The organism is Streptomyces cyaneofuscatus (genome assembly GCF_033109485.1).
Taxonomy (GTDB): Bacteria; Actinomycetota; Actinomycetes; order Streptomycetales; family Streptomycetaceae; genus Streptomyces; species Streptomyces cyaneofuscatus.
Genome location: NZ_CP137002.1, coordinates 3,352,215 through 3,370,096, shown reverse-complemented (window position 1 = coordinate 3,370,096; position 17,882 = coordinate 3,352,215). Strand labels below are relative to the sequence as shown.

The 17,882-nt window shown below is 72.2% G+C and carries 17 protein-coding genes; 7 read left to right on the top strand and 10 right to left on the bottom strand.

Translation table 11 applies throughout. The annotated features are described in order from the left end of the window. Window positions 1-373: 373 nt before the first annotated feature. Window positions 374-808 (bottom strand): nucleoside/nucleotide kinase family protein, encoded by a 435-nt coding sequence (locus R2B67_RS14565; RefSeq protein WP_317824850.1) that lies wholly within the window; start codon window positions 806-808, stop codon window positions 374-376. Window positions 809-1,134: 326 nt separating this feature from the next. Between R2B67_RS14565 and R2B67_RS14560 the strand changes: the two genes are divergently transcribed. Continuing rightward, window positions 1,135-1,848, top strand: a complete 714-nt coding sequence (locus tag R2B67_RS14560) for a DUF4232 domain-containing protein (RefSeq protein ID WP_317818333.1) — start codon at window positions 1,135-1,137, stop codon at window positions 1,846-1,848. A 14-nt stretch (window positions 1,849-1,862) separates the two neighbouring features. Here R2B67_RS14560 and R2B67_RS14555 read toward each other — a convergent pair whose 3' ends face one another. Further along, window positions 1,863-2,417, bottom strand: a complete 555-nt coding sequence (locus R2B67_RS14555; protein WP_317818330.1) for a VOC family protein — start codon at window positions 2,415-2,417, stop codon at window positions 1,863-1,865. Between the two features lie 110 nt (window positions 2,418-2,527). Beyond that, on the bottom strand, window positions 2,528-3,637 hold the full coding sequence (locus R2B67_RS14550) for a citrate synthase 2 (protein ID WP_018510790.1): 1,110 nt from the start codon (window positions 3,635-3,637) through the stop codon (window positions 2,528-2,530). A 310-nt stretch (window positions 3,638-3,947) separates the two neighbouring features. Between R2B67_RS14550 and pdxH the strand changes: the two genes are divergently transcribed. Both pdxH and R2B67_RS14540 read left to right on the top strand, forming a co-directional pair. Then, window positions 3,948-4,580, top strand: coding sequence for a pyridoxamine 5'-phosphate oxidase (gene pdxH / locus R2B67_RS14545; protein WP_018510789.1), 633 nt, complete (start codon window positions 3,948-3,950; stop codon window positions 4,578-4,580). Between the two features lie 406 nt (window positions 4,581-4,986). Further along, the gene (locus R2B67_RS14540; RefSeq protein ID WP_317818325.1) at window positions 4,987-6,483 is read left to right on the top strand and encodes a PAS domain-containing protein; all 1,497 of its coding nucleotides are present in this window, start codon (window positions 4,987-4,989) and stop codon (window positions 6,481-6,483) included. Window positions 6,484-6,565: 82 nt separating this feature from the next. Here R2B67_RS14540 and R2B67_RS14535 read toward each other — a convergent pair whose 3' ends face one another. Genes R2B67_RS14535 through R2B67_RS14520 form a run of 4 tightly spaced genes read right to left on the bottom strand, consistent with a single transcriptional unit; the run spans window position 6,566 to window position 10,135 of the window. Beyond that, window positions 6,566-7,777 carry an ABC transporter permease gene (locus R2B67_RS14535; RefSeq protein ID WP_317818323.1) on the bottom strand — a complete coding sequence of 404 codons (1,212 nt, stop codon included), beginning with the start codon at window positions 7,775-7,777 and terminating at the stop codon, window positions 6,566-6,568. After that, the gene (locus R2B67_RS14530) at window positions 7,774-8,562 is read right to left on the bottom strand and encodes an ABC transporter ATP-binding protein (protein ID WP_317818322.1); all 789 of its coding nucleotides are present in this window, start codon (window positions 8,560-8,562) and stop codon (window positions 7,774-7,776) included. The genes R2B67_RS14535 and R2B67_RS14530 overlap by 4 nt, the downstream gene beginning before the upstream one ends. Further along, window positions 8,559-9,635 carry an efflux RND transporter periplasmic adaptor subunit gene (locus R2B67_RS14525; protein WP_317818321.1) on the bottom strand — a complete coding sequence of 359 codons (1,077 nt, stop codon included), beginning with the start codon at window positions 9,633-9,635 and terminating at the stop codon, window positions 8,559-8,561. Before R2B67_RS14525 ends, R2B67_RS14530 begins: the two co-directional genes overlap by 4 nt. Continuing rightward, window positions 9,632-10,135 (bottom strand): hypothetical protein, encoded by a 504-nt coding sequence (locus tag R2B67_RS14520; RefSeq protein WP_317818319.1) that lies wholly within the window; start codon window positions 10,133-10,135, stop codon window positions 9,632-9,634. Before R2B67_RS14520 ends, R2B67_RS14525 begins: the two co-directional genes overlap by 4 nt. A gap of 118 nt (window positions 10,136-10,253) precedes the next feature. Here R2B67_RS14520 and R2B67_RS14515 point away from each other — a divergent pair, with 118 nt between their 5' ends. Then, window positions 10,254-10,949, top strand: a complete 696-nt coding sequence (locus R2B67_RS14515) for a response regulator transcription factor (protein WP_237327327.1) — start codon at window positions 10,254-10,256, stop codon at window positions 10,947-10,949. Continuing rightward, complete coding sequence (locus R2B67_RS14510; RefSeq protein WP_317818318.1) at window positions 10,946-12,112, top strand: sensor histidine kinase; 1,167 nt, start codon at window positions 10,946-10,948, stop codon at window positions 12,110-12,112. The genes R2B67_RS14515 and R2B67_RS14510 overlap by 4 nt, the downstream gene beginning before the upstream one ends. Before the next feature lie 8 nt (window positions 12,113-12,120). Here R2B67_RS14510 and R2B67_RS14505 read toward each other — a convergent pair whose 3' ends face one another. Next, the gene (locus tag R2B67_RS14505) at window positions 12,121-12,876 is read right to left on the bottom strand and encodes an SIS domain-containing protein (RefSeq protein ID WP_317818317.1); all 756 of its coding nucleotides are present in this window, start codon (window positions 12,874-12,876) and stop codon (window positions 12,121-12,123) included. A 208-nt stretch (window positions 12,877-13,084) separates the two neighbouring features. Between R2B67_RS14505 and R2B67_RS14500 the strand changes: the two genes are divergently transcribed. Both R2B67_RS14500 and R2B67_RS14495 read left to right on the top strand, forming a co-directional pair. After that, on the top strand, window positions 13,085-13,777 hold the full coding sequence (locus tag R2B67_RS14500) for an iron-dependent transcriptional repressor DtxR (protein WP_007454123.1): 693 nt from the start codon (window positions 13,085-13,087) through the stop codon (window positions 13,775-13,777). A gap of 653 nt (window positions 13,778-14,430) precedes the next feature. Further along, the gene (locus tag R2B67_RS14495) at window positions 14,431-15,354 is read left to right on the top strand and encodes an alpha/beta fold hydrolase (RefSeq protein ID WP_317818315.1); all 924 of its coding nucleotides are present in this window, start codon (window positions 14,431-14,433) and stop codon (window positions 15,352-15,354) included. A 19-nt stretch (window positions 15,355-15,373) separates the two neighbouring features. Here R2B67_RS14495 and R2B67_RS14490 read toward each other — a convergent pair whose 3' ends face one another. Beyond that, the gene (locus R2B67_RS14490) at window positions 15,374-17,014 is read right to left on the bottom strand and encodes a transporter (protein WP_317818314.1); all 1,641 of its coding nucleotides are present in this window, start codon (window positions 17,012-17,014) and stop codon (window positions 15,374-15,376) included. Continuing rightward, a complete protein-coding gene (locus R2B67_RS14485) occupies window positions 17,011-17,847 on the bottom strand; it encodes an ABC transporter ATP-binding protein (RefSeq protein WP_317818313.1) in 837 nt (278 codons plus the stop codon). The genes R2B67_RS14490 and R2B67_RS14485 overlap by 4 nt, the downstream gene beginning before the upstream one ends. Window positions 17,848-17,882: the final 35 nt, after the last annotated feature.

Here is a 17,882-nt window from a genome sequence, read left to right as displayed (position 1 = left end):
CTTCTTCAGAATCGGGCAAGCCCTCCCGTTCCTTTCCGAGGCCCTGCCGGAAACCCTCCGGCCGTATTCCTTCCCGAACCTTGCCCCGTTACCCACCCGACCGTAAAACCCGTGCGATCTCGATGTCCTCCCGTAGCGCGCTCAACCTCGGCGGGGTTCGGGAGCCGTCCAGGACCACGGCATGCAACCGGTCGCCCACCCGGGGAGGTGGCACGTCCGGGGACCACCAGGACGGGTGCTTCGCCTGGTCGATGAAACCGCTGGTCCCGTCCGCGTGGACCTGGGTGCCGACCGGGGCTACGGCGGTGACCGTGACGGTCGTCTCCTGGTGGTTCGTCAGATTCATGCGGCTGCCTCCAAGAGGTCGATCACATCACGAGGTGAGCAGCTTCGGCCTCGCGAAGTCCCTGTTGTCCACCACCGCGTCCATCCTCGGCAGCGGGTCCACCTCGGCGAGCGGGGTCGTCTGTGCCGCGTGGTCCTCCTGCGTCAGCGGGTCTATGGAGCAGAGGGCGCAGGACGTGGCCTCCGGGGAGCGGGTGGGGTCCAGGAGGAGGTGCTTGGCCGTTTCGTACGCGTACGCGTTCCGGTAGTAGCCCTCGCCGGACTCCCTGTCGTACAAGTGGCGGTCTTTCCACGGGTTCTTGAAGTCGTCGAGGGTGGCTCGGAGTGCCGGGCGGCCCGACTTCGTTACCCGCTGCGCCAGTTCGTGGCCGAAGCTCGTCTTTCCCGCTGCTGTGAAGCCGTCTATGCCGATGAGCAGGCGGCCGGGGGAGAGCGCCAGGACGCGTTCCGCTATGTCCTCCACCAAGGTCGTGCGCTCAGCCGATGCGGGTTGCGGGCACGGCTGTTGCCACGATGAGGGGGAGTGGTGGACCTCTGCTGTCTCGTGCGCATCCATACAGGGAACCTAATGCCGCTCGGGCCTTGAGGCAGGTCTGTTATGGCGGTCGGGGCCGGCGGATCCTGGTCGCTCCGTGATCATGTAACCGGCGTGTGACAGCGGTGTCCGGGAACGGAGACGCCGGGATCCCCGGGGATCAACGCGCCCTCCTAGTGGGTGTTCCGGAGCCCGAACGGGGAGCCGGACAGCGCTTGTGCCTCGGACCGTCGACCAATACCTAGGGGATCTCCATGTTCGGCCACCGGAACCGCAACCGTCGCTCGGCCCTCCTCGCCTCCGCCGCCCTTGTGGGCGGAGCCCTGCTGATGACCGCGTGCCAGGACACGGACGGCACTGTGGACAGCGGGGCCGCGCAGAGCAGTTCCCCCTCGGCCGACGCGGGCAGCCCCTCTGCCTCCCCCTCCGCATCCGAGGACGCCGCCTCGGACGGTCCGTCGGACGCCGCCTCGGACGCCCCGACCAGCGGCGCCTCCGACGAACCCACCGCCTCCCCCTCCGCCGGAAGCGGCAACGGCAGCGGCAGCGGCAGCGACGGTTCCAAGGTCGGCCAGGTCTGTGGCGCCAACGACCTCTCCTGGAGCACCCGTTCCGAGAGCCAGGCCGCTGGCTACATCCTCGTCATGGCGAAGGCCAAGTCCGGGATCACCTGTGTCCTGCCGGCCGCCCTGCCCACCGTCGCCTTCGGGTCCGACGGCACCGAGGCCGGGCCCGTCGAGCAGGCCGTCAGCAAGCAGATCACGCTCAGCGGGGGGACCGTCGCCTACGCGGGGGTCAACCCCAAGACCACCAACACCGACGGCGGCAAGGAGCTCGACAGCATCATCGTCGCCGTCGGCAACGAGGACGCCAACCCCGTCTCCCTCAAGGTCGGCACCATCACCGTCGACAAGCCGGTCGTCACCAACTGGCACATCGCGCCGAAGGACGCCGTTCCTTTCAGCTAGGTCAACCAGGTCAACTAGGCCGGAACCGCGTCCCCGGACCCCGGCTCCTCCCCCGCACCCGCCACCTCCCGGCGGTCCGGTGTCACCGCCTCCGACGCCCGCGGGTCCTGCGTCCTGATGTCCCGGGCCTGCTCCGCGACCCACTCGGGGCTGATCGCCGGGGTCTCGCCGAGGACCTGGTCGCGGACGAACAGGCAGAACGGGTGGCCCACCGGGTCGAACAGCACCCGTACGTCGTGCTGCGGCTGGAACTCCGCCGGTGTCGCGCCCTCCGCCACCGCGTGGGCCACCCCCGCCTCCAGGTCCGTCACCTCGAAGTCCAGGTGCAGCATCATCAGCTGGTCGCCCTCCGAGGTGAGGGAGGCGGGCCAGACCGGGGGCACGTACGGCTTCGAGGTCTGGAAGCTCAGGCCCGAGCCGCCGCCGGGTGGCAGGAGCTTCACCCAGTCGGGCTCCTCCTGCACCGGCTCCCACCCCAGCAGGCGGCGGTAGAAGTCCGCCAGCTCCGCCGCGTCCGGGGCTTCGATCACCGTGCTGGACAGCGTCAGGGTCGGTCGGGGAGTGGTCACCGTGGGCCTCCTCGGTCGGGGACGCGCAAGAGGTGCGCCTCAGATGTGCCGGTACGAGTACCCCGTACCGGCACATCCAACATCCCTGCGCCCCGCGTCCCCCGGGGGCCTTACCCCGCCAGGTCCGCGATGTCCGCGTATCCCTCGATCTCGCGCGGGTTCCGCGTGCCGGGGCCGACGTACGTCGCCGACGGGCGGACCAGGCGGCCCGTGCGCTTCTGCTCCAGGATGTGCGCCGACCAGCCCGCCGTACGGGCACACGTGAACATCGACGTGAACATGTGCGCCGGGACCTCCGCGAAGTCCAGCACGATGGCCGCCCAGAACTCCACGTTCGTCGCCAGGACGCGGTCCGGGCGCCGCGCGTGCAGCTCCTCCAGGGCCGCCTTCTCCAGCGCCTCCGCCACCTCGAAGCGCGGGGCGGCGAGTTCGCGAGCCGTGCGGCGCAGCACGCGGGCGCGCGGGTCCTCCGCGCGGTAGACGCGGTGGCCGAAGCCCATCAGGCGCTCGCCCCGGTCCAGGGCGCCCTTCACATACGCCGTGGCGTCGCCCGTACGCTCGATCTCCTCGATCATGCCGAGGACCCGGGATGGGGCGCCGCCGTGCAGCGGGCCCGACATCGCGCCCACCGCGCCGGACAGCGCGGCCGCGACATCCGCGCCCGTCGACGCGATGACCCGGGCCGTGAACGTCGAGGCGTTCATGCCGTGCTCGGCCGCCGACGTCCAGTACGCGTCCACCGCCTTGACGTGCTTCGGGTCCGGCTCGCCGCGCCAGCGGATCATGAACCGCTCGACCACCGAGTGCGCCTTGTCGATCTCGCTCTGCGGCACCATCGGCAGGCCCTGGCCGCGGGCCGACTGGGCCACGTACGACAGCGCCATCACCGCCGCCCGCGCCAGGTCGTCACGGGCCGTCGCCTCGTCGATGTCCAGGAGCGGCTTCAGGCCCCAGACGGGGGCGAGCATCGCCAGCGCGGACTGCACGTCGACCCGGATGTCACCCGAGTGCACCGGGATCGGGAACGGCTCGGCCGGCGGCAGCCCGGGGTTGAACGCCCCGTCCACCAGCAGGCCCCAGACATTGCCGAAGGAGACGTGACCGACCAGATCCTCGATGTCGACCCCGCGGTAGCGGAGCGAACCACCTTCCTTGTCCGGTTCGGCGATCTCCGTTTCGAACGCGACGACTCCCTCAAGACCGGGTACGAAGTCGGACATCAGGCGGCTCCCTCAGTTCGGCGGCGGATGGGCGACGGCCCTGTGGCCCCGGTTCCTCCGTGCGTGAGTGCCCCGGAGGCCCTCTACATGGCCCGCCCCAAGATATTGGCGGGTTCCCACGGAGCGGGGAAGCGTGACATCCGGCACAGGACCCCATTTCGGCGGTGCGTGGTTACCGGTCCTCCCCGCCGGGCACACTGCGCCGCTGCGGCAGGATGGGCTCGTGCCCACACCAGAAGGTTCTTCGGGACCCCTCCCCGACGATCCCACCACTGATCCCACCACCGATTCCACCACCGATCCCGCGGCCATGCGCGAGCAGTACCGCTCCGAGGATTTCACCGAGTCCGACCTCAGCCCCGACCCGATGGACCAGTTCGCCCGGTGGTTCCGCCAGGTCGCCGTGGGCGGGGTGCTCCACGAGCCCAACGCCATGGTCGTCTCCACCGCCACCCCGGACGGCCGCCCCTCCTCGCGTACGGTCCTGCTGAAGCAGTACGACGACCGGGGCTTCGTCTTCTTCACGAACTACGGCTCCCGCAAGGGCCGCGAGCTGGCCGCGAACCCGTACGTCTCGCTGCTCTTCCCCTGGCACCCGATGGCCCGCCAGGTGATCGTCACCGGCACCGCCTCCCGGGTCTCCCGCGAGGAGACCGTCGGCTACTTCCGTACCCGGCCGCACGGCTCGCAGCTCGGCGCCTGGGCCAGCGACCAGTCGACCGTGATCTCCTCCCGCGAGGAGCTCATCGAGCGGTACGAGGAGCTGGCCGCGCGCTATCCGGAGGGCGAGAAGGTGCCCGCCCCGCCGGACTGGGGCGGCTTCCGTGTCGTCCCGGAGACCATCGAGTTCTGGCAGGGGCACGGGAACCGGCTGCACGACCGGCTGCGGTACGTCAGGGAGGACGGTTCCGGGTCCTGGAGGGTGGAGCGGCTCTGCCCGTAGGGCCACGCCTGCGGCTGCCACCTGCGTAAACACCCGGAAAACGCAGAAACCCGCAGGCTCTGGGTCCTCCGTGCACAGAGGAGCCGGCCGGACTTACCGGCGAGCCTGCGGGTCGGTGACTGCTGGGTATTGGCCGGCGTCCGGCCATGCACTGCGAAAAGTGCGTGACAACGGGCGTCAGCCCGCAGCCACCTCACGAGTCCGAAGAGAAATCACTTCCGGAACACCTCCTTTCCTGTGTGCTGAGAAGCCTACGAGCGGCCCCGGCGGCCCTTCAACCCATTTATTTGGCGAAGGGGGGTGTGCGCTGGGTCACGTTCGAGTTGAATGGTCTGACGTGCAGCAATACGCGCGGTGACGCGCGGGGAAACGGCCGACACGTTCTGCGTTCTGCGGGGGGTACGGAGTGGGTGCTTCCAGGAGCAGCGGGCTCGCCGACGCGCTCGGACCCGACGAGGGCGCGGGCGGTCCGCCGGAGGAGGGCGCCGGGGGCGTGCCGGGGGACGGCCCGGAGAGCGCGGAGAGCCCGGAGAGCGCGGGTGAGCCCATGTGTCCCGAACCGCCGGCCGACTCCGGGGCCGAGCTGCTCGCCGCCCTCCTCGACGGCATGGACGCCGCCCTCTGCGCCTTCGACGCGGGCGGCGTGGTCACCCACTGGAACCGCGAGGCCGAGCGCATCCTCGGCTGGTCCGCGCAGGAGGCCGTGGGGCGTACGGGCTTCGCCGGGTGGGCGGTGCGCCGGGCCGACGCGCACGAGGTGCAGGGGCGGCTGATGGCCGCCATGGACGCGCCCGGACGCCAGGTCCACGAGTTCGCGCTGCTGCGCAAGGACGGCAGCCGGGTGCTCGTGCGGACCCAGTCCGCCCGGGTGCTGGGCGCCGACGGCAAGCCGGCCGGGGTGTACTGCGCGTTCAGCGAGGTGCACGCCCAGATCGACCTGGAGCGGGCCATCGCGCTGAGCGAGGCGCTCCTTGAGGACGCGTCATGGGGTGTGGTGCTCGTCGACGTCGACCTCCGCCCGACCGTGGTCAACGCGTACGCCTCCCGGGCGCTCGGCGGCGGCCGCACCACCCTCCTCGGCCGGCCGCTCGGTGAGCTGGTGGTCCAGGGGGTCGAGGAGCTGGAGGCGGCCCTGCAACACGTGCTAGCCGAAGGCGCGCCGGGCGCCCCGGCCGAGTTCTGGGTGACACTGCGTACGGCGGAGGGCGAGCGGCGGCGGTGCTGGCGCAGCGGGTTCCTGCGGCTCGCCTCACCGCTGGCGGAGGAGCCGGTTCCGCTCGGGGTGGGGTGGCTCTTCCGGGACGTCACCGCCACCAAGCTCGCCCAGCAGGAGGCGGACCGGCTGCGGTTCCGGACGAGCCAGCTGCACCGGGCGGTGCGTACGGCCTCCGAGTGCGAGGACCCCATGGAGGCGGTGACGTCCCTGCTCGACTTCGCGCTGGCCGGGTTCGCCGACCACGTCCTCCTCGACCTGACGGCGGACGGCCCGACGGCGGGCGAGGTGATGGAGGGCGAGCGCCTGGTGCGGACGGCCGCCACCCCCCCGGACGCGCCCGGGCCGTGCCTGCTGGTCGCGGGCGGGGCGATCCCGGTCCGTTACGGGCCCGGGCACCCGGCCCTCCAGGCCGTCGAGCGGACGGGCTCGGTCCGTACGAGTGCGGGCGCCGGGGAGGCCGCGGACGCGGCCGCCGCCTGGGCCGCCGAGCGCCGCTGGCCCCGCGACGCCGCCCACGCCCTGTGCACGGTGCTCCGGAGCCGGGGGCGGACGCTGGGCGTGCTGACATTCCTGCGCGCGGCCAACCGGACCGCCTTCGAGCGCCCGGACACGGCGTACGCGGAGACGGTGGCGGCCCGGGTCGCGGGGGCCGTGGATCTGGCGCGGGTGGTGGGGGCGGGGGAGTAGCGCCCGCCGGGGGTTCCCGGCCCCACTGCCCCGCCCCCCGGGCCCCACTGCCCCCCGGCCCCACCCCCGGGGTTCCCCCCCCTCACGCCGCGTGCAGCGCCAGCGTCGGGGAGAGCCGGGATGCCCGCACCGCCGGGTAGAGGCCCGCCACCGTGCCGATCACCAGCGTGGCGCCGAAGCCCCCGGCCACCGCCCAGAGCGGGACGACCCACGGCAGTCCGCCCGTGTGCGCGTACACCCCCGTCGCCGCCGCGCCCAGCGCCACCCCCGCCAGGCCGCCCAGGCCCGACAGCATCAGGGACTCCGTGACGAACTGGATCCTGATCTGGCCCCGGGTCGCGCCCAGCGAGCGGCGCAGGCCGATCTCGTACCGGCGCTCCAGGACCGAGATGATCATGGTGTTGGCCACTCCTACGCCCCCGACCAGCAGCGCGATACCGCCCAGGCCCAGCAGCAAGGTGCTGAACGCCCCCTCCGTCGCCGCCTTCGCGCGGAGTGCCGAGGACGGGTCGGTGACCTTCACGTTCTGCGGGTTCTGCGGGTCGACCGTCGCCGCCATGACCTTCCGTACGTCCTGCACCGCCGCGTCGTCCGACCGCTCGTAGATCGACGTCGGGTGGCCCGCGAAGCCCAGCAGACGCTTCGCACCCTCCCAGCCGACCAGGGCGGAGCGTTCGATCTCGGGGGCCAGGGGGAGCGGGGCGAGGATGCCGGTGACCGTGAAGTAGCGGTCGCCTATCCATACTTGCTGCCCTGGCTTGGTGATGCCGAGGCGTTCGGCCGAGACATGGCCGAGCACGACCGAGGGGTAGCGGCCGGTCGCCGCGTTGAGCCAGCTGCCCTCGGTGACCTCGCCGCGCAGGACGCGCAGCAGGTCGGCCGTCGTCGCCTTGACCCCGATCCCGCCCGTATCGTCCTCGTCGATCTTCTCGGTGCGGCGTACGGTCGCGTCCAGGTCGGCGGTGGCGCCCACCTCCTGGACGCCCTTGATCCGGCCGACCATCCCCACCGAGCCCTCCGGGAGATGTACCTCCTCCCCGGCGAACATCGAGTCGCCGGGCGAGGCCACCAGGAGGTTGGTGCCCAACTTGTCCAGTTCCCGGAGGAGTTGGGCCTGGCTGGAGGCGGAGATGCCGACCACCGCGATCATCGTCGCGATGCCGATGGCGATGCCCAGGGCGGAGAGGACCACCCGCATGGGGCGGCTGCGGAGGCCCGACGAGCCGACGTGGAGGATGTCCCGGGGGCCCAGGCGGGCCGCCCTGAGGCGACTGCGGGCCGCGCCCCGGCTCACCGCCCTGCCCCTGTCCCCAGGGGCGGCATCGGAGCCGGAACGTTCCGTACGTCCGCCACCACCTCGCCGTCCCTGATCCGCACCTCGCGCGGCAGGCTCCCCGCGATCTCCGTGTCGTGCGTGATCACCGCGATCGTCGCCCCCTCCCGGTTCAGGTCCCGCAGCAGCTCCATCACCGCCGCTCCCGACGCCGAGTCGAGCGCCCCCGTCGGTTCGTCGGCCAGCAGGAGCGCGGGTTCGCCCACCACCGCCCGGGCGATGGCGACCCGCTGCTTCTGGCCGCCCGAGAGCTGGTGCGGCTTGTGGTCCAGGCGGTCCGCCAGCCCGACCCGGTCCAACGCCTCGGCGGCCTTGCGGCGGCGTACGGAGCGGGGGAGGCCGGAGTAGAGCAGGCCCTCCGCCACGTTGTCGCGGGCCGAGACGCCCGGGACCAGGTGGAACGCCTGGAAGACGAAGCCCACGTGCTGGGCGCGCAGGGCGGAGAGGCGGCGGTCGGTCAGGGCCGCCACGTCGTGGCCCGCGATGTGGACGGTGCCGGCGGTGGGGCGGTCCAGGGTGCCGACGATGTGCAGCAGCGTGGACTTGCCGGAGCCGGACGGGCCGACGATGGCGAGGAGTTCGCCCTCCCGCACGGTGAGGTCCACCCCGCGCAGGGCGGTGACCCCGCCCGCGTACTCCTTGGTGACGCCCCGGAGGCCGACGACCGTGGCCCCGTCCCCGTTCCCGTCCCTGTGCCCGTCCTCGACTGCGTTCGTACCGTCACCCGTATCCTCGGCGCCGCTCATATCTTCGGCACCCCGACCTTCATGCCCTCGCTCAGTCCGCCGCCCGATACCTCGACCCGGCCCTCCGCGAACATCCCGAGCTCCACCTTCACCTCGCGGGCGGTGCCGTTCCGTACGACCTCCACGCCGAAGCCGCCGCCCGGCAGCGCCAGGAGCGCGTTCACCGGGACGGTCAGGACGTCCTTGCGCGTCTCGCCGGTGAGGTTCACCGTGACCGGCGACTGGTCGAAGCCGTCGACCTTGTCCGGCTTGTCGAAGGAGACGGTCAGCGTCACCTTGGGGCCGGTGTCCTGCGGGTCCTTGCCGGGCTTCGCCGTCCGGCCGACCGAGGAGACCGTGCCGGCCGCGCTCGTGCCGTCCGGCAGATCGACGTCGACCTTGGTGCCCGCCTTGGCCAGCCGGCTCTCCGCCACGTCCAGTTCGAAGGTGACGATGCGCTCGCTGCCGGTCGTTGTGAGGAGCGGGGCGCCCGGCTGGGCCAGATCGCCGACGGCCGCCGCCACGCCCTTGATCCGGACCTTCCCGGGGGCGAACGCGATGTCCTGCGGGCCGACTGTGCCCGTCTGCTTGCTGCCGTGCGCCTTCTGCCAGCGCTTGACGGCCGCCGCGGTCAGCTCGGTGTACTCGGTGTCCGGGGTGAAGCCGGTGTAGCCGAGGGCGGCGAGGTTACGTTCCAGCTGCTCGACGTCCCGGCCCTCGTCGCCCGCCTTCAGAGTCCGGTACATGGGCCCGGCCCCGTACATCAGCCGGACCGCCCGGCCGTCGACCTCGTACAGCCGCTCGTTCCGCTCGATCGTCGAGCCGGTGCGCGGGGTCCAGGTCAGGGTGCCCGCCGCGGCCGCGTTGATCTTGCGCTGTCTGTCGTAGCCGAGCGTTCCGTCCGCCTGGGCGCTGTCGCGCAGGTCGCCGCGCTCGACCGGGGCGGTGGCCGGCGGCAGCCCGGTGTTCTTCGCGCCCGCCGACTCCGTACCGCCGCCACCGCCACTGCCGACGCCGAACTGGGTCACGGCGATGGTCCCGGCCGTCACGGCGAGCACCGCCGCCACCGCCGCGACGGCCCGTCCGCGCCTCATCGGCCCACGCTCTCGCACGCCTTGTTCGCCTTCTCGAACTTCTTCATCTCCGAGCCCTTCAGCGCGGGCATCGCCTGGGCCATCCCGCCGTCGAACTTCGGATCGGGCATGTCGAAGCCGTTCTTCCGCATGCACCGGGCGAAGGCGACCATCTTGTCCTTCTCCGCCTGGCTCAGCTCCTTGGGCCCGCCGCCGACCGCCTTGTCCTGGCAGGCCTTGAACGCCTTCTCCATCTCCTTCTGACTCTTGGACCCGCCGTCGATCGTCACGCCCATGCCGTTCTCGCCCGGCTTCGGCTCGGGGATGTCCAGGCCCTGCTCACGGAGGCACTTGCGGTGCTCCAGCGCCTGGTCCTCCTCCGTCTTCTTGGCCCCGGAAGAAGATCCATCGCTCTTGGTCCCGCCGCCGTCGCCCGAACAGGCCGTGGCGGACAGGACGACGGTCGTGGCGAGCAGACAGGCGGCGGCGACAGTGCGCCGCCGTGCGGTGAGAGCGGTCATGAAGGGCTCCTCGGGACGTTGGGCAGGGACGGCCCGAGCGTGGGCGAGGAGCCGGTTTCGTTTCTCTCAGCGCCGGTGCTTACACCGGCGAAACATCGCTTTCGGGTACACAGAACCCATGCGCGTGCTGGTGGTGGAGGACGAGGAGTTCCTGGCGGGGATGATCGCCGAGGGGCTGCGCCGTGACGCCGTCGCGGTGGACATCGCCCCCGACGGGCCGACCGCGCTGGAGAAGCTCCGGTTCGGCGCGTACGACGTGATGATCCTCGACCGCGACCTGCCCGGGCTGCACGGCGACGAGGTGTGCCGCCGGGTCGTCGGCGCCCGCCTGCTGACCCGGATCCTGATGCTCACCGCCTCGGGGACCGTACGGGACCGGGTGGCCGGCCTCGGGCTCGGTGCCGACGACTACCTGACCAAGCCGTTCGCGTACGACGAACTCCTCGCCCGGGTCCTCGCCCTCGGCCGCCGCTCCCGCCCCGCCCTGCCGCCGGTCCTGGAACGGGCCGGGCTGACGCTCGACACCGCCCGCCGCCAGGTCTGCCGCGACGGGCGCTTCCTTTCTCTCTCCCGCAAGGAGTTCGCCGTGCTGGAAACCCTCCTGCGGGCCGAGGGCGCCGTCGTCAGCGGCGACGACCTGATCGAGGAGGTGTGGGAGGAGGACACCAGCTACCGCACCAACGCGGTCCGGGTCACCCTCTCCAAGCTCCGTACGAAACTGGGGGCGCCACCCGTGATCGAGACCGTGCCGGGCGCCGGGTACCGCATCGGCGACCGACCCGTGGCGGGTGGCGGGACCGGTGACGCCCGGTGAACAACGAGCGCGCGCGGCTCACCGCGCTCTACGGCGGGCTGCTGGTGCTGGCCGGAGTCCTGCTCATGGGGCTCGTCTACGTACTCGTCAGCGACGGGCTCTACAGCAGCGTCATGACCGCGGTGGCCCCCGCCGTCCCCACCTACCAGCTGAACGAGGCCTCCGCCCCCGCGCTGCCCTCCTCCGACTGGGCGCAGACCACCGTCATCCAGCCCGGCCAGTACGCCGTCGCGCGGAAGGTCTCCACCGCCGCCGGGGACGCCGCGCTCAGCCGGCTCCTCACCGTCTCCGGGATCTCCCTCGCCGTCTACTCGGCGCTCTCCGTCGCGCTGGCCTGGTGGATGGCGGGCCGGGTGCTGCGGCCCGTCGGGGTCATCACCGCCCGGGCCCGCCGGCTCTCCGGCTCCAACCTCCACGAGCGGATCGCGCTCCAGGCCCCGCCCGGCGAGCTCAAGGAGCTGGCCGACACCTTCGACGGGATGCTCGACCGGATCGAGCAACTGGTCGCCGCCCGACAGCGGTTCGCCGCCAACGCCGCCCACGAACTGCGCACTCCGCTCGCCGTGCAGCGGGCCGCCGCCGAGATCGGGCTCGCCGACGATCCGCCGCCCGAGAAGGTCGCCTGGATCCGGGACAAGCTCATCGACACCGCCGACAACAGCGAGCAGCTCATCGAGGGCCTGCTCCTCCTCGCGGTCTCCGACGAGGGGCTGCGGCGGCGCGAACGGGTCGGCCTGGACGCCACCACCGCCACGGTCACCGAGGCGCTGGCGGCGGAGGCTCAGGAGCGGGCCGTCACCGTCGACGTGGAGGCCCGGCCGGTGAGCGTCCAGGGCGACCCGGTCCTCCTGGACCACCTGGTGCACAACCTGGTCGCCAACGCGCTGCGCCACAACCATCCGGGCGGGACGGTACGGGTCCGGGTCGGCCCGGGCGGCCTGGAGGTCGCCAACACCGGGCCCCTGGTGGACCCGGCGGCCGTGCCGCTGCTGTTCGAACCGTTCCGCCGCGCGCAGGCCCGCCGCCACGCGCCGGGCGAGGGCGCGGGGCTCGGGCTCTCCATCGTGGCGTCGGTCGCCCGGGCGCACGGCGGGGACGTCGGCGCCACGGCGAACCCGGGCGGCGGGCTGACGGCCCGGGTGACGCTGCCGACCTGTGCGTAGTACGGAACTCAGTGGCGGTAGAAGATCCGCTCGCGGTACTCCGTCATGACCCGGCCGTTCCAGTCGTGGCCGCCGTCGACGTTCCCCGAGCGCAGGAGCGGCGGCTCGATGCCCCGGGCCACCAGCGCTTCGGATGCCGCCGCCATCATCGACTGCATGATCGCGCTGGTCACGACGGTGGAGGCGGGGGCGAAGGGGGCCTCGATGCCGGGGGCGCTCAGCTCCGCGTCGCCGATCGCGATCTTGCTGTCGAGGACGATGTCGCAGTGGTCGCGCAGGAAGCCGCCCGAGGTGTGCCGGGAGCGGGTGTTCTCCGCGTACGCGACCGAGGTGACGCCGATGACCTTCAGCCCGAGGGCCCGAGCGTTCTGGGCCATCTCGACCGGAAGCGCGTTGCGGCCGGACAGCGAGATGATCACGAGCACGTCGCCCGCGGTCGCGGGGCTGGAGTCCAGGACCGCCGAGGCCAGGCCGTCCACCCGCTCCAGGGCGGAGCCGAGGGTGGCCGGCATGACGTCCACGCCGGTGGTGCCGGGCACCGTGAGCAGGTTCATCAGGGCCAGTCCGCCCGCCCGGTAGACGACGTCCTGGGCGGCGAGGGAGGAGTGCCCGGCGCCGTACGCGAAGAGCCGGCCGCCCGCCTCGACGGTGTCCGCGATGGCGGTCCCGGCGGCGGCGATGTTGCCCGCCTCCTCGTCCCGTACCCGCTGGAGCAGGCCGATCGCCGCATCGAAGAACTGACCGGCCAGCTTGCTGTCGCTCATCGAGGAGAGCCTTTCGAGGGGTTTCGGCAGGACGGGAATGGCTGTGCCGCGGATCACGTTGCGGTCTGGACCAGTGGCCTGTCAATAGCGCCCGGCGGCCTCCGGCGGACGGTCTTGGGCCGGGGCGGCACGGTTGTCCGTGCTATGCGTCAGAATTGGTGCAGGGCCATCGCACGACGTTTTCTAGTCACAGCATCGAGGGGCACGAATGTCCGGACTGATCGACACCACGGAGATGTATCTCCGCACCATCCTCGAACTGGAAGAGGAAGGCGTGGTCCCCATGCGCGCCCGTATCGCTGAACGGCTGGACCAGAGCGGTCCGACCGTCAGCCAGACGGTGGCTCGCATGGAGCGCGACGGGCTGGTCCAGGTCGCGGGGGACCGCCATCTGGAGCTGACCGAGGAGGGCCGCCGCCTGGCCACCCGCGTCATGCGCAAGCACCGGCTCGCCGAGTGCCTGCTGGTCGACGTGATCGGCCTGGAGTGGGAGCAGGTCCACGCCGAGGCCTGTCGCTGGGAGCACGTGATGAGCGAGGCCGTGGAGCGGCGGGTGCTGGAGCTGCTGCGGCACCCGACGGAGTCTCCGTACGGGAATCCGATCCCGGGCCTGGAAGAGCTGGGCGAGAAGGCGGAGGCCGACCCGTTCCTGGACGCCTCCATGGTGAGCCTGGCCGAGCTCGACCCGGGCGCGGAGGGCAAGACCGTGGTCGTGCGACGGATCGGGGAGCCGATCCAGACGGACGCCCAGCTGATGTACACGCTGCGGCGGGCCGGGGTTCAGCCCGGGTCCGTGGTCAGCGTGACGGAGTCGCCGGGCGGGGTGCTGGTCGGGTCCAGCGGGGAGGCGGCGGAGCTGGACTCTGAGGTTGCTTCGCACGTGTTCGTGGCCAAGCGCTGACGCCGTTGGCGTCTTTGGCCCGCATCCCCGGGGCCCGGTCGGGGCGCCGGTCACCACCGCCAGGGTTCCGTCCTCAAACGCCGGACGGGCTGGGAGTTGGCCCGGACGGGCTGGAGTGGGTGCGGCCGGGCTGGTTCGGGCGGAATCGCAGCGCGCGGGGCGATCGCGTGCCAGGCTGAGGCCAGGCATATGACCTGAGGGTGCCGGGCCGGATGCGGTCGGGCACGGTCGGGGAGGGAGCAGGGAATGCGCCCGTCTTACCGGCATGCACGCCGATCGGTGGCTGCCATGGTCCGAGATGCCCTGGTCAGGGATGGTCTGGCGGCGGCCGCTCCGTGCTCTGCCATCGTTGTCGTGAACCAGGTGGACACGAAGGTGGACAAGGGTCGACCCCGGCGCCCGAAGGCGCCGGGGTCGGTCCTCCCCTTGGTCGACCTGGAGCCCCGAGCTCTCAAGGTCGTTCCCCACGGACCCCTGTCCCCGAGCGGTCCGCCTCCCGTTGGAGATCTCCCCAGGGCGGCCGACGGCAATCCTCGTCGCATGTCACTCGAACGTGGGGTGTTGAGCGGCGGATCCCTGTTTTCGAATAAGAGTTCGATAGTCTGGCGACGCCACCACGCGGTGATCGAGGACCAGAAGGGGGTGCCAGGACCATGGTGCGGCGCATCGATGTGACCGGATCCGACGGCGTACGCCTCGCGGCGTGGGAGTTCGCGGATCCGCCCAAGGAGCGTGCGGGATCGGACAGCGCGGGGGCGGACAGCGCCGGTGCGGACCGGGCCCCCGGGGTCTTACTGCTGCACGGGCTGATGGGCCGGGCCTCCCACTGGGCGCCCACCGCCCGCTGGCTCTCCGAGCGGTACCGCGCGGTCGGTCTCGACCAGCGCGGCCACGGCCGCAGCGCCAAGCCGGCCGACGGCCCGTACACCCGCGACGCGTACGTCGCCGACGCCGAGGCCGCGATCGAACAGCTCGACCTCGGGCCCGTCACCGTCGTCGGCCACGCCATGGGAGCGCTCACCGGCTGGCAGCTCGCCGCCAAGCGCCCCGACCTGGTCCGGGCCGTCGTCATCTGCGATATGCGGGCCTCCGCCCTCGGGGCGGCCTCGCAGCGCGAGTGGAGCGACTGGTTCGCGTCCTGGCCGCTGCCCTTCGCCACCCTCGCCGACGTACGGAAGTGGTTCGGCGAGGACGACCCCTGGGTGGAGCGGCCGAACCCCTCGCGCGGCGCGTTCTTCGCCGAGGTGATGGCGGAGACGGAGGACGGCTGGCGCCCGGTCTTCTCCCGCAGCCAGATGCTCCGCTCCCGCGCCACCTGGGTCTACGACGCGCACTGGGAGGAGCTGGCCCAGGTGCGGTGCCCCGCCCTGGTGCTGCGCGGGCTCGACGGGGAGCTGGGGCGGGCCGAGGCGCAGGAGATGGTGCGCGTCCTGCCCCGCGGCCAGTACGCGGAGGTGGCGGACGCCGGACACCTCGTCCACTACGACCGGCCGGAGGGGTGGCGGGCGGCCGTGGAGCCGTTCCTGGAACAGCTCACGGAGGACACCCGGGGCGACCGGGAGCCGGTCGCCCCGTAAGCACCGCGCCGGGCAGTGCTCAGCCCTTGCTGACCGCCGTCAGGATCTCCGGCAGCCGGTTCGCCGTGCGCGGTGCCGCGATGCGCAGCCCCGCCCACCCGAGGAGCGCCCCGAACACCGCGCCCGCCGGGATCACCAGCCACAGCGCGTCCTGGTGGTCCGCGACGTGCAGCCACACCGTCAGCCCGATCACCGGTCCGGCCAGCACCGGCGCGGCCAGCATGCCGCCGAGGATCGAGATCCACGCCAGCCCGCCCTGCCCGGGGGCCACGTTCTTGAACGCGCCCTCCTGCGGGATCGAGTACGGGAACTGCGCCGAGGCCACCGCCCCGATCGCCAGCATCGCGCCCAGTAGGGCGAAGGAGATGCCCAGCACCCCCGGCAGCGCCTGCCAGCTGCCGAGCAGCGCCGCCGTCGCCACGCAGACCACCACCGTGTACGGGAGCGTGATCAGCAGCAGGGCCAGCGCCCGCGCCCGCAGTTCGACGTACGCGTCCCGGGTGGAGGAGATCGTCAGGGCGACCATCCAGAAGGCGGAGGTGTCCTGGCCGAACTGGTTGTACATCTGCATGCCGAGCATCCCGGCGGCGAAGCAGGCGAAGTAGATCGAGCCGGTGCCCTGCAACGCGTTGATCAGCGGCACGATCGCGCCGATCGCCAGCGCCGTCACCCAGGCCGCCTTGGTCTTGGGGTCCCGGGCGATGTAGAGCAGGCTGCGGTGCACGACCGTGGCCGTACGGCCCTCCGGCAGCAGCGCGGAGAGACCCGTGCGGCCGGACTCCTTGCGGGTCGGTTCCGCGGCGGCCGTCAGGGTCGACCCGTCCGGCGCGGTCATCAGCTTCACCAGCCCCCGCTGCCACAGCCACACCAGCGCCACCAGGGCCGCCACCGTGACCAGCAGTTGCGCGGCCGCTACCCCGTACGACCCCCGCGACGCCGCGTCCACCGCCGCTATCGCCGAGGCACCGGGCAGCCAGCGGGCCACGTTCCCGGCCGGCTCCAGCGTGGAAAGCCCGCCGGCCTCGCCGAGCCGCTGGGCGCCGAAGTTGACGAACTGGATGCCCACCGCGATCACCAGCCCGCTCAGCACCGCCAGGTCGCGGCCCTTGCGGGAGTTGAGCAGCCGTACGTTGGCGGTGGCGACGGCCCGCGACAGCGCCACGCACAGCAGCAGCGTCAGCGGGACCGCGACCACCGCGAACAGCACACCCGCCGGTCCGTGCGCCAGCGCGAGGACCGAGCCGACCGCCAGGCAAAGGGTGAACAGCGGCCCGATGCCGATCATCGAGGAGACCAGCAGCGCCCGGACCAGCGGCTGCGGCCGCAGCGGCAGCATCACCAGCCGGGTCGGGTCGAGGGTGTCGTCGCCGCTGGGGAAGAAGAGCGGCAGCACCGCCCAGCCGAGCGCCACGACGGCCGTCAGCAGCACCACGACCGTGCCGGCCTGGGCGTTCCCGCGCAGCAGGACGAGCCCGAGGACCTGGCCCGCCGCCAGCATCAGCGTGAAGACGAGGGAGGCGATGTACGCCGCCTTGCGCCCGGACGACTGCCGCAGCCCGTTGCGCAGGAGCGTCAGCTTGAGCCGTACGAAGATGGGGGTCAGGCCTGTCGTCGGCGCGGCCGGGGCGGCGGCGGTGACGGGGGCGTCCAGCACGCTCATCGGGTGCCGCCCAGCCAGTCGAGCGAGTCGCCGCTGGTGTCCCGGCCGCCCGCGCCGACCAGTTCGAGGAAAGCGTTCTGCAACGACGGGGCGTCGCCGCGTACCTCTTCCAGCGTGCCCTGCGCCTTGATGCGGCCCGCCGCCATCACGGCCACCCAGTCGCAGAGCGACTCGACGAGCTCCATCACATGGCTGGAGAAGACCACGGTCGCCCCGGACCGGGTGTAGCGCTCCAGCACCCCCCGGATCGTCTGGGCCGAGACCGGGTCGACGCCCTCGAACGGCTCGTCCAGGAAGAGCACTTCGGGGTTGTGCAGGAGGGCGGCGGCGAGCCCGATCTTCTTCCGCATACCGGTCGAGTAGTCGACGACCAGCTTGTGCTGCGAGCCCGCGAGATCCAGTACGTCGAGGAGCTGGGCGGCCCGCTTGTCGACCTCGTCGCCCGGCAGCCCGCGCAACCGCCCGTTGTAAGCCAGCAGTTCGCGCCCAGACAGCCGCTCGAACAGCCGCAGTCCCTCGGGCAGCACCCCGATCCGGGACTTCACGGCGACCGGGTCCGTCCACACGTCGTGGCCCGCGACCTCGATCTTCCCCATGTCGGGCCGCATCAGCCCGGTGACCATGGAGAGCGTCGTCGTCTTGCCCGCCCCGTTGGGCCCCACCAGACCGATGAACTTTCCGGCCGGCAGCTCCAGATCGATCCCCGAGACGGCGACCTGTTCCCCGAACCGCTTCCACAGCCCCTGTACACGCACGGCGGGGGGCGCGGTCCGCGCCCCGCCCGCCGTCACGTCTGCGCCTGTCATGTCACGTGCATCTGCCTGGTCCGGCATGGCACAGCCTTTCGATATCCCCGCTAGATGGGGAC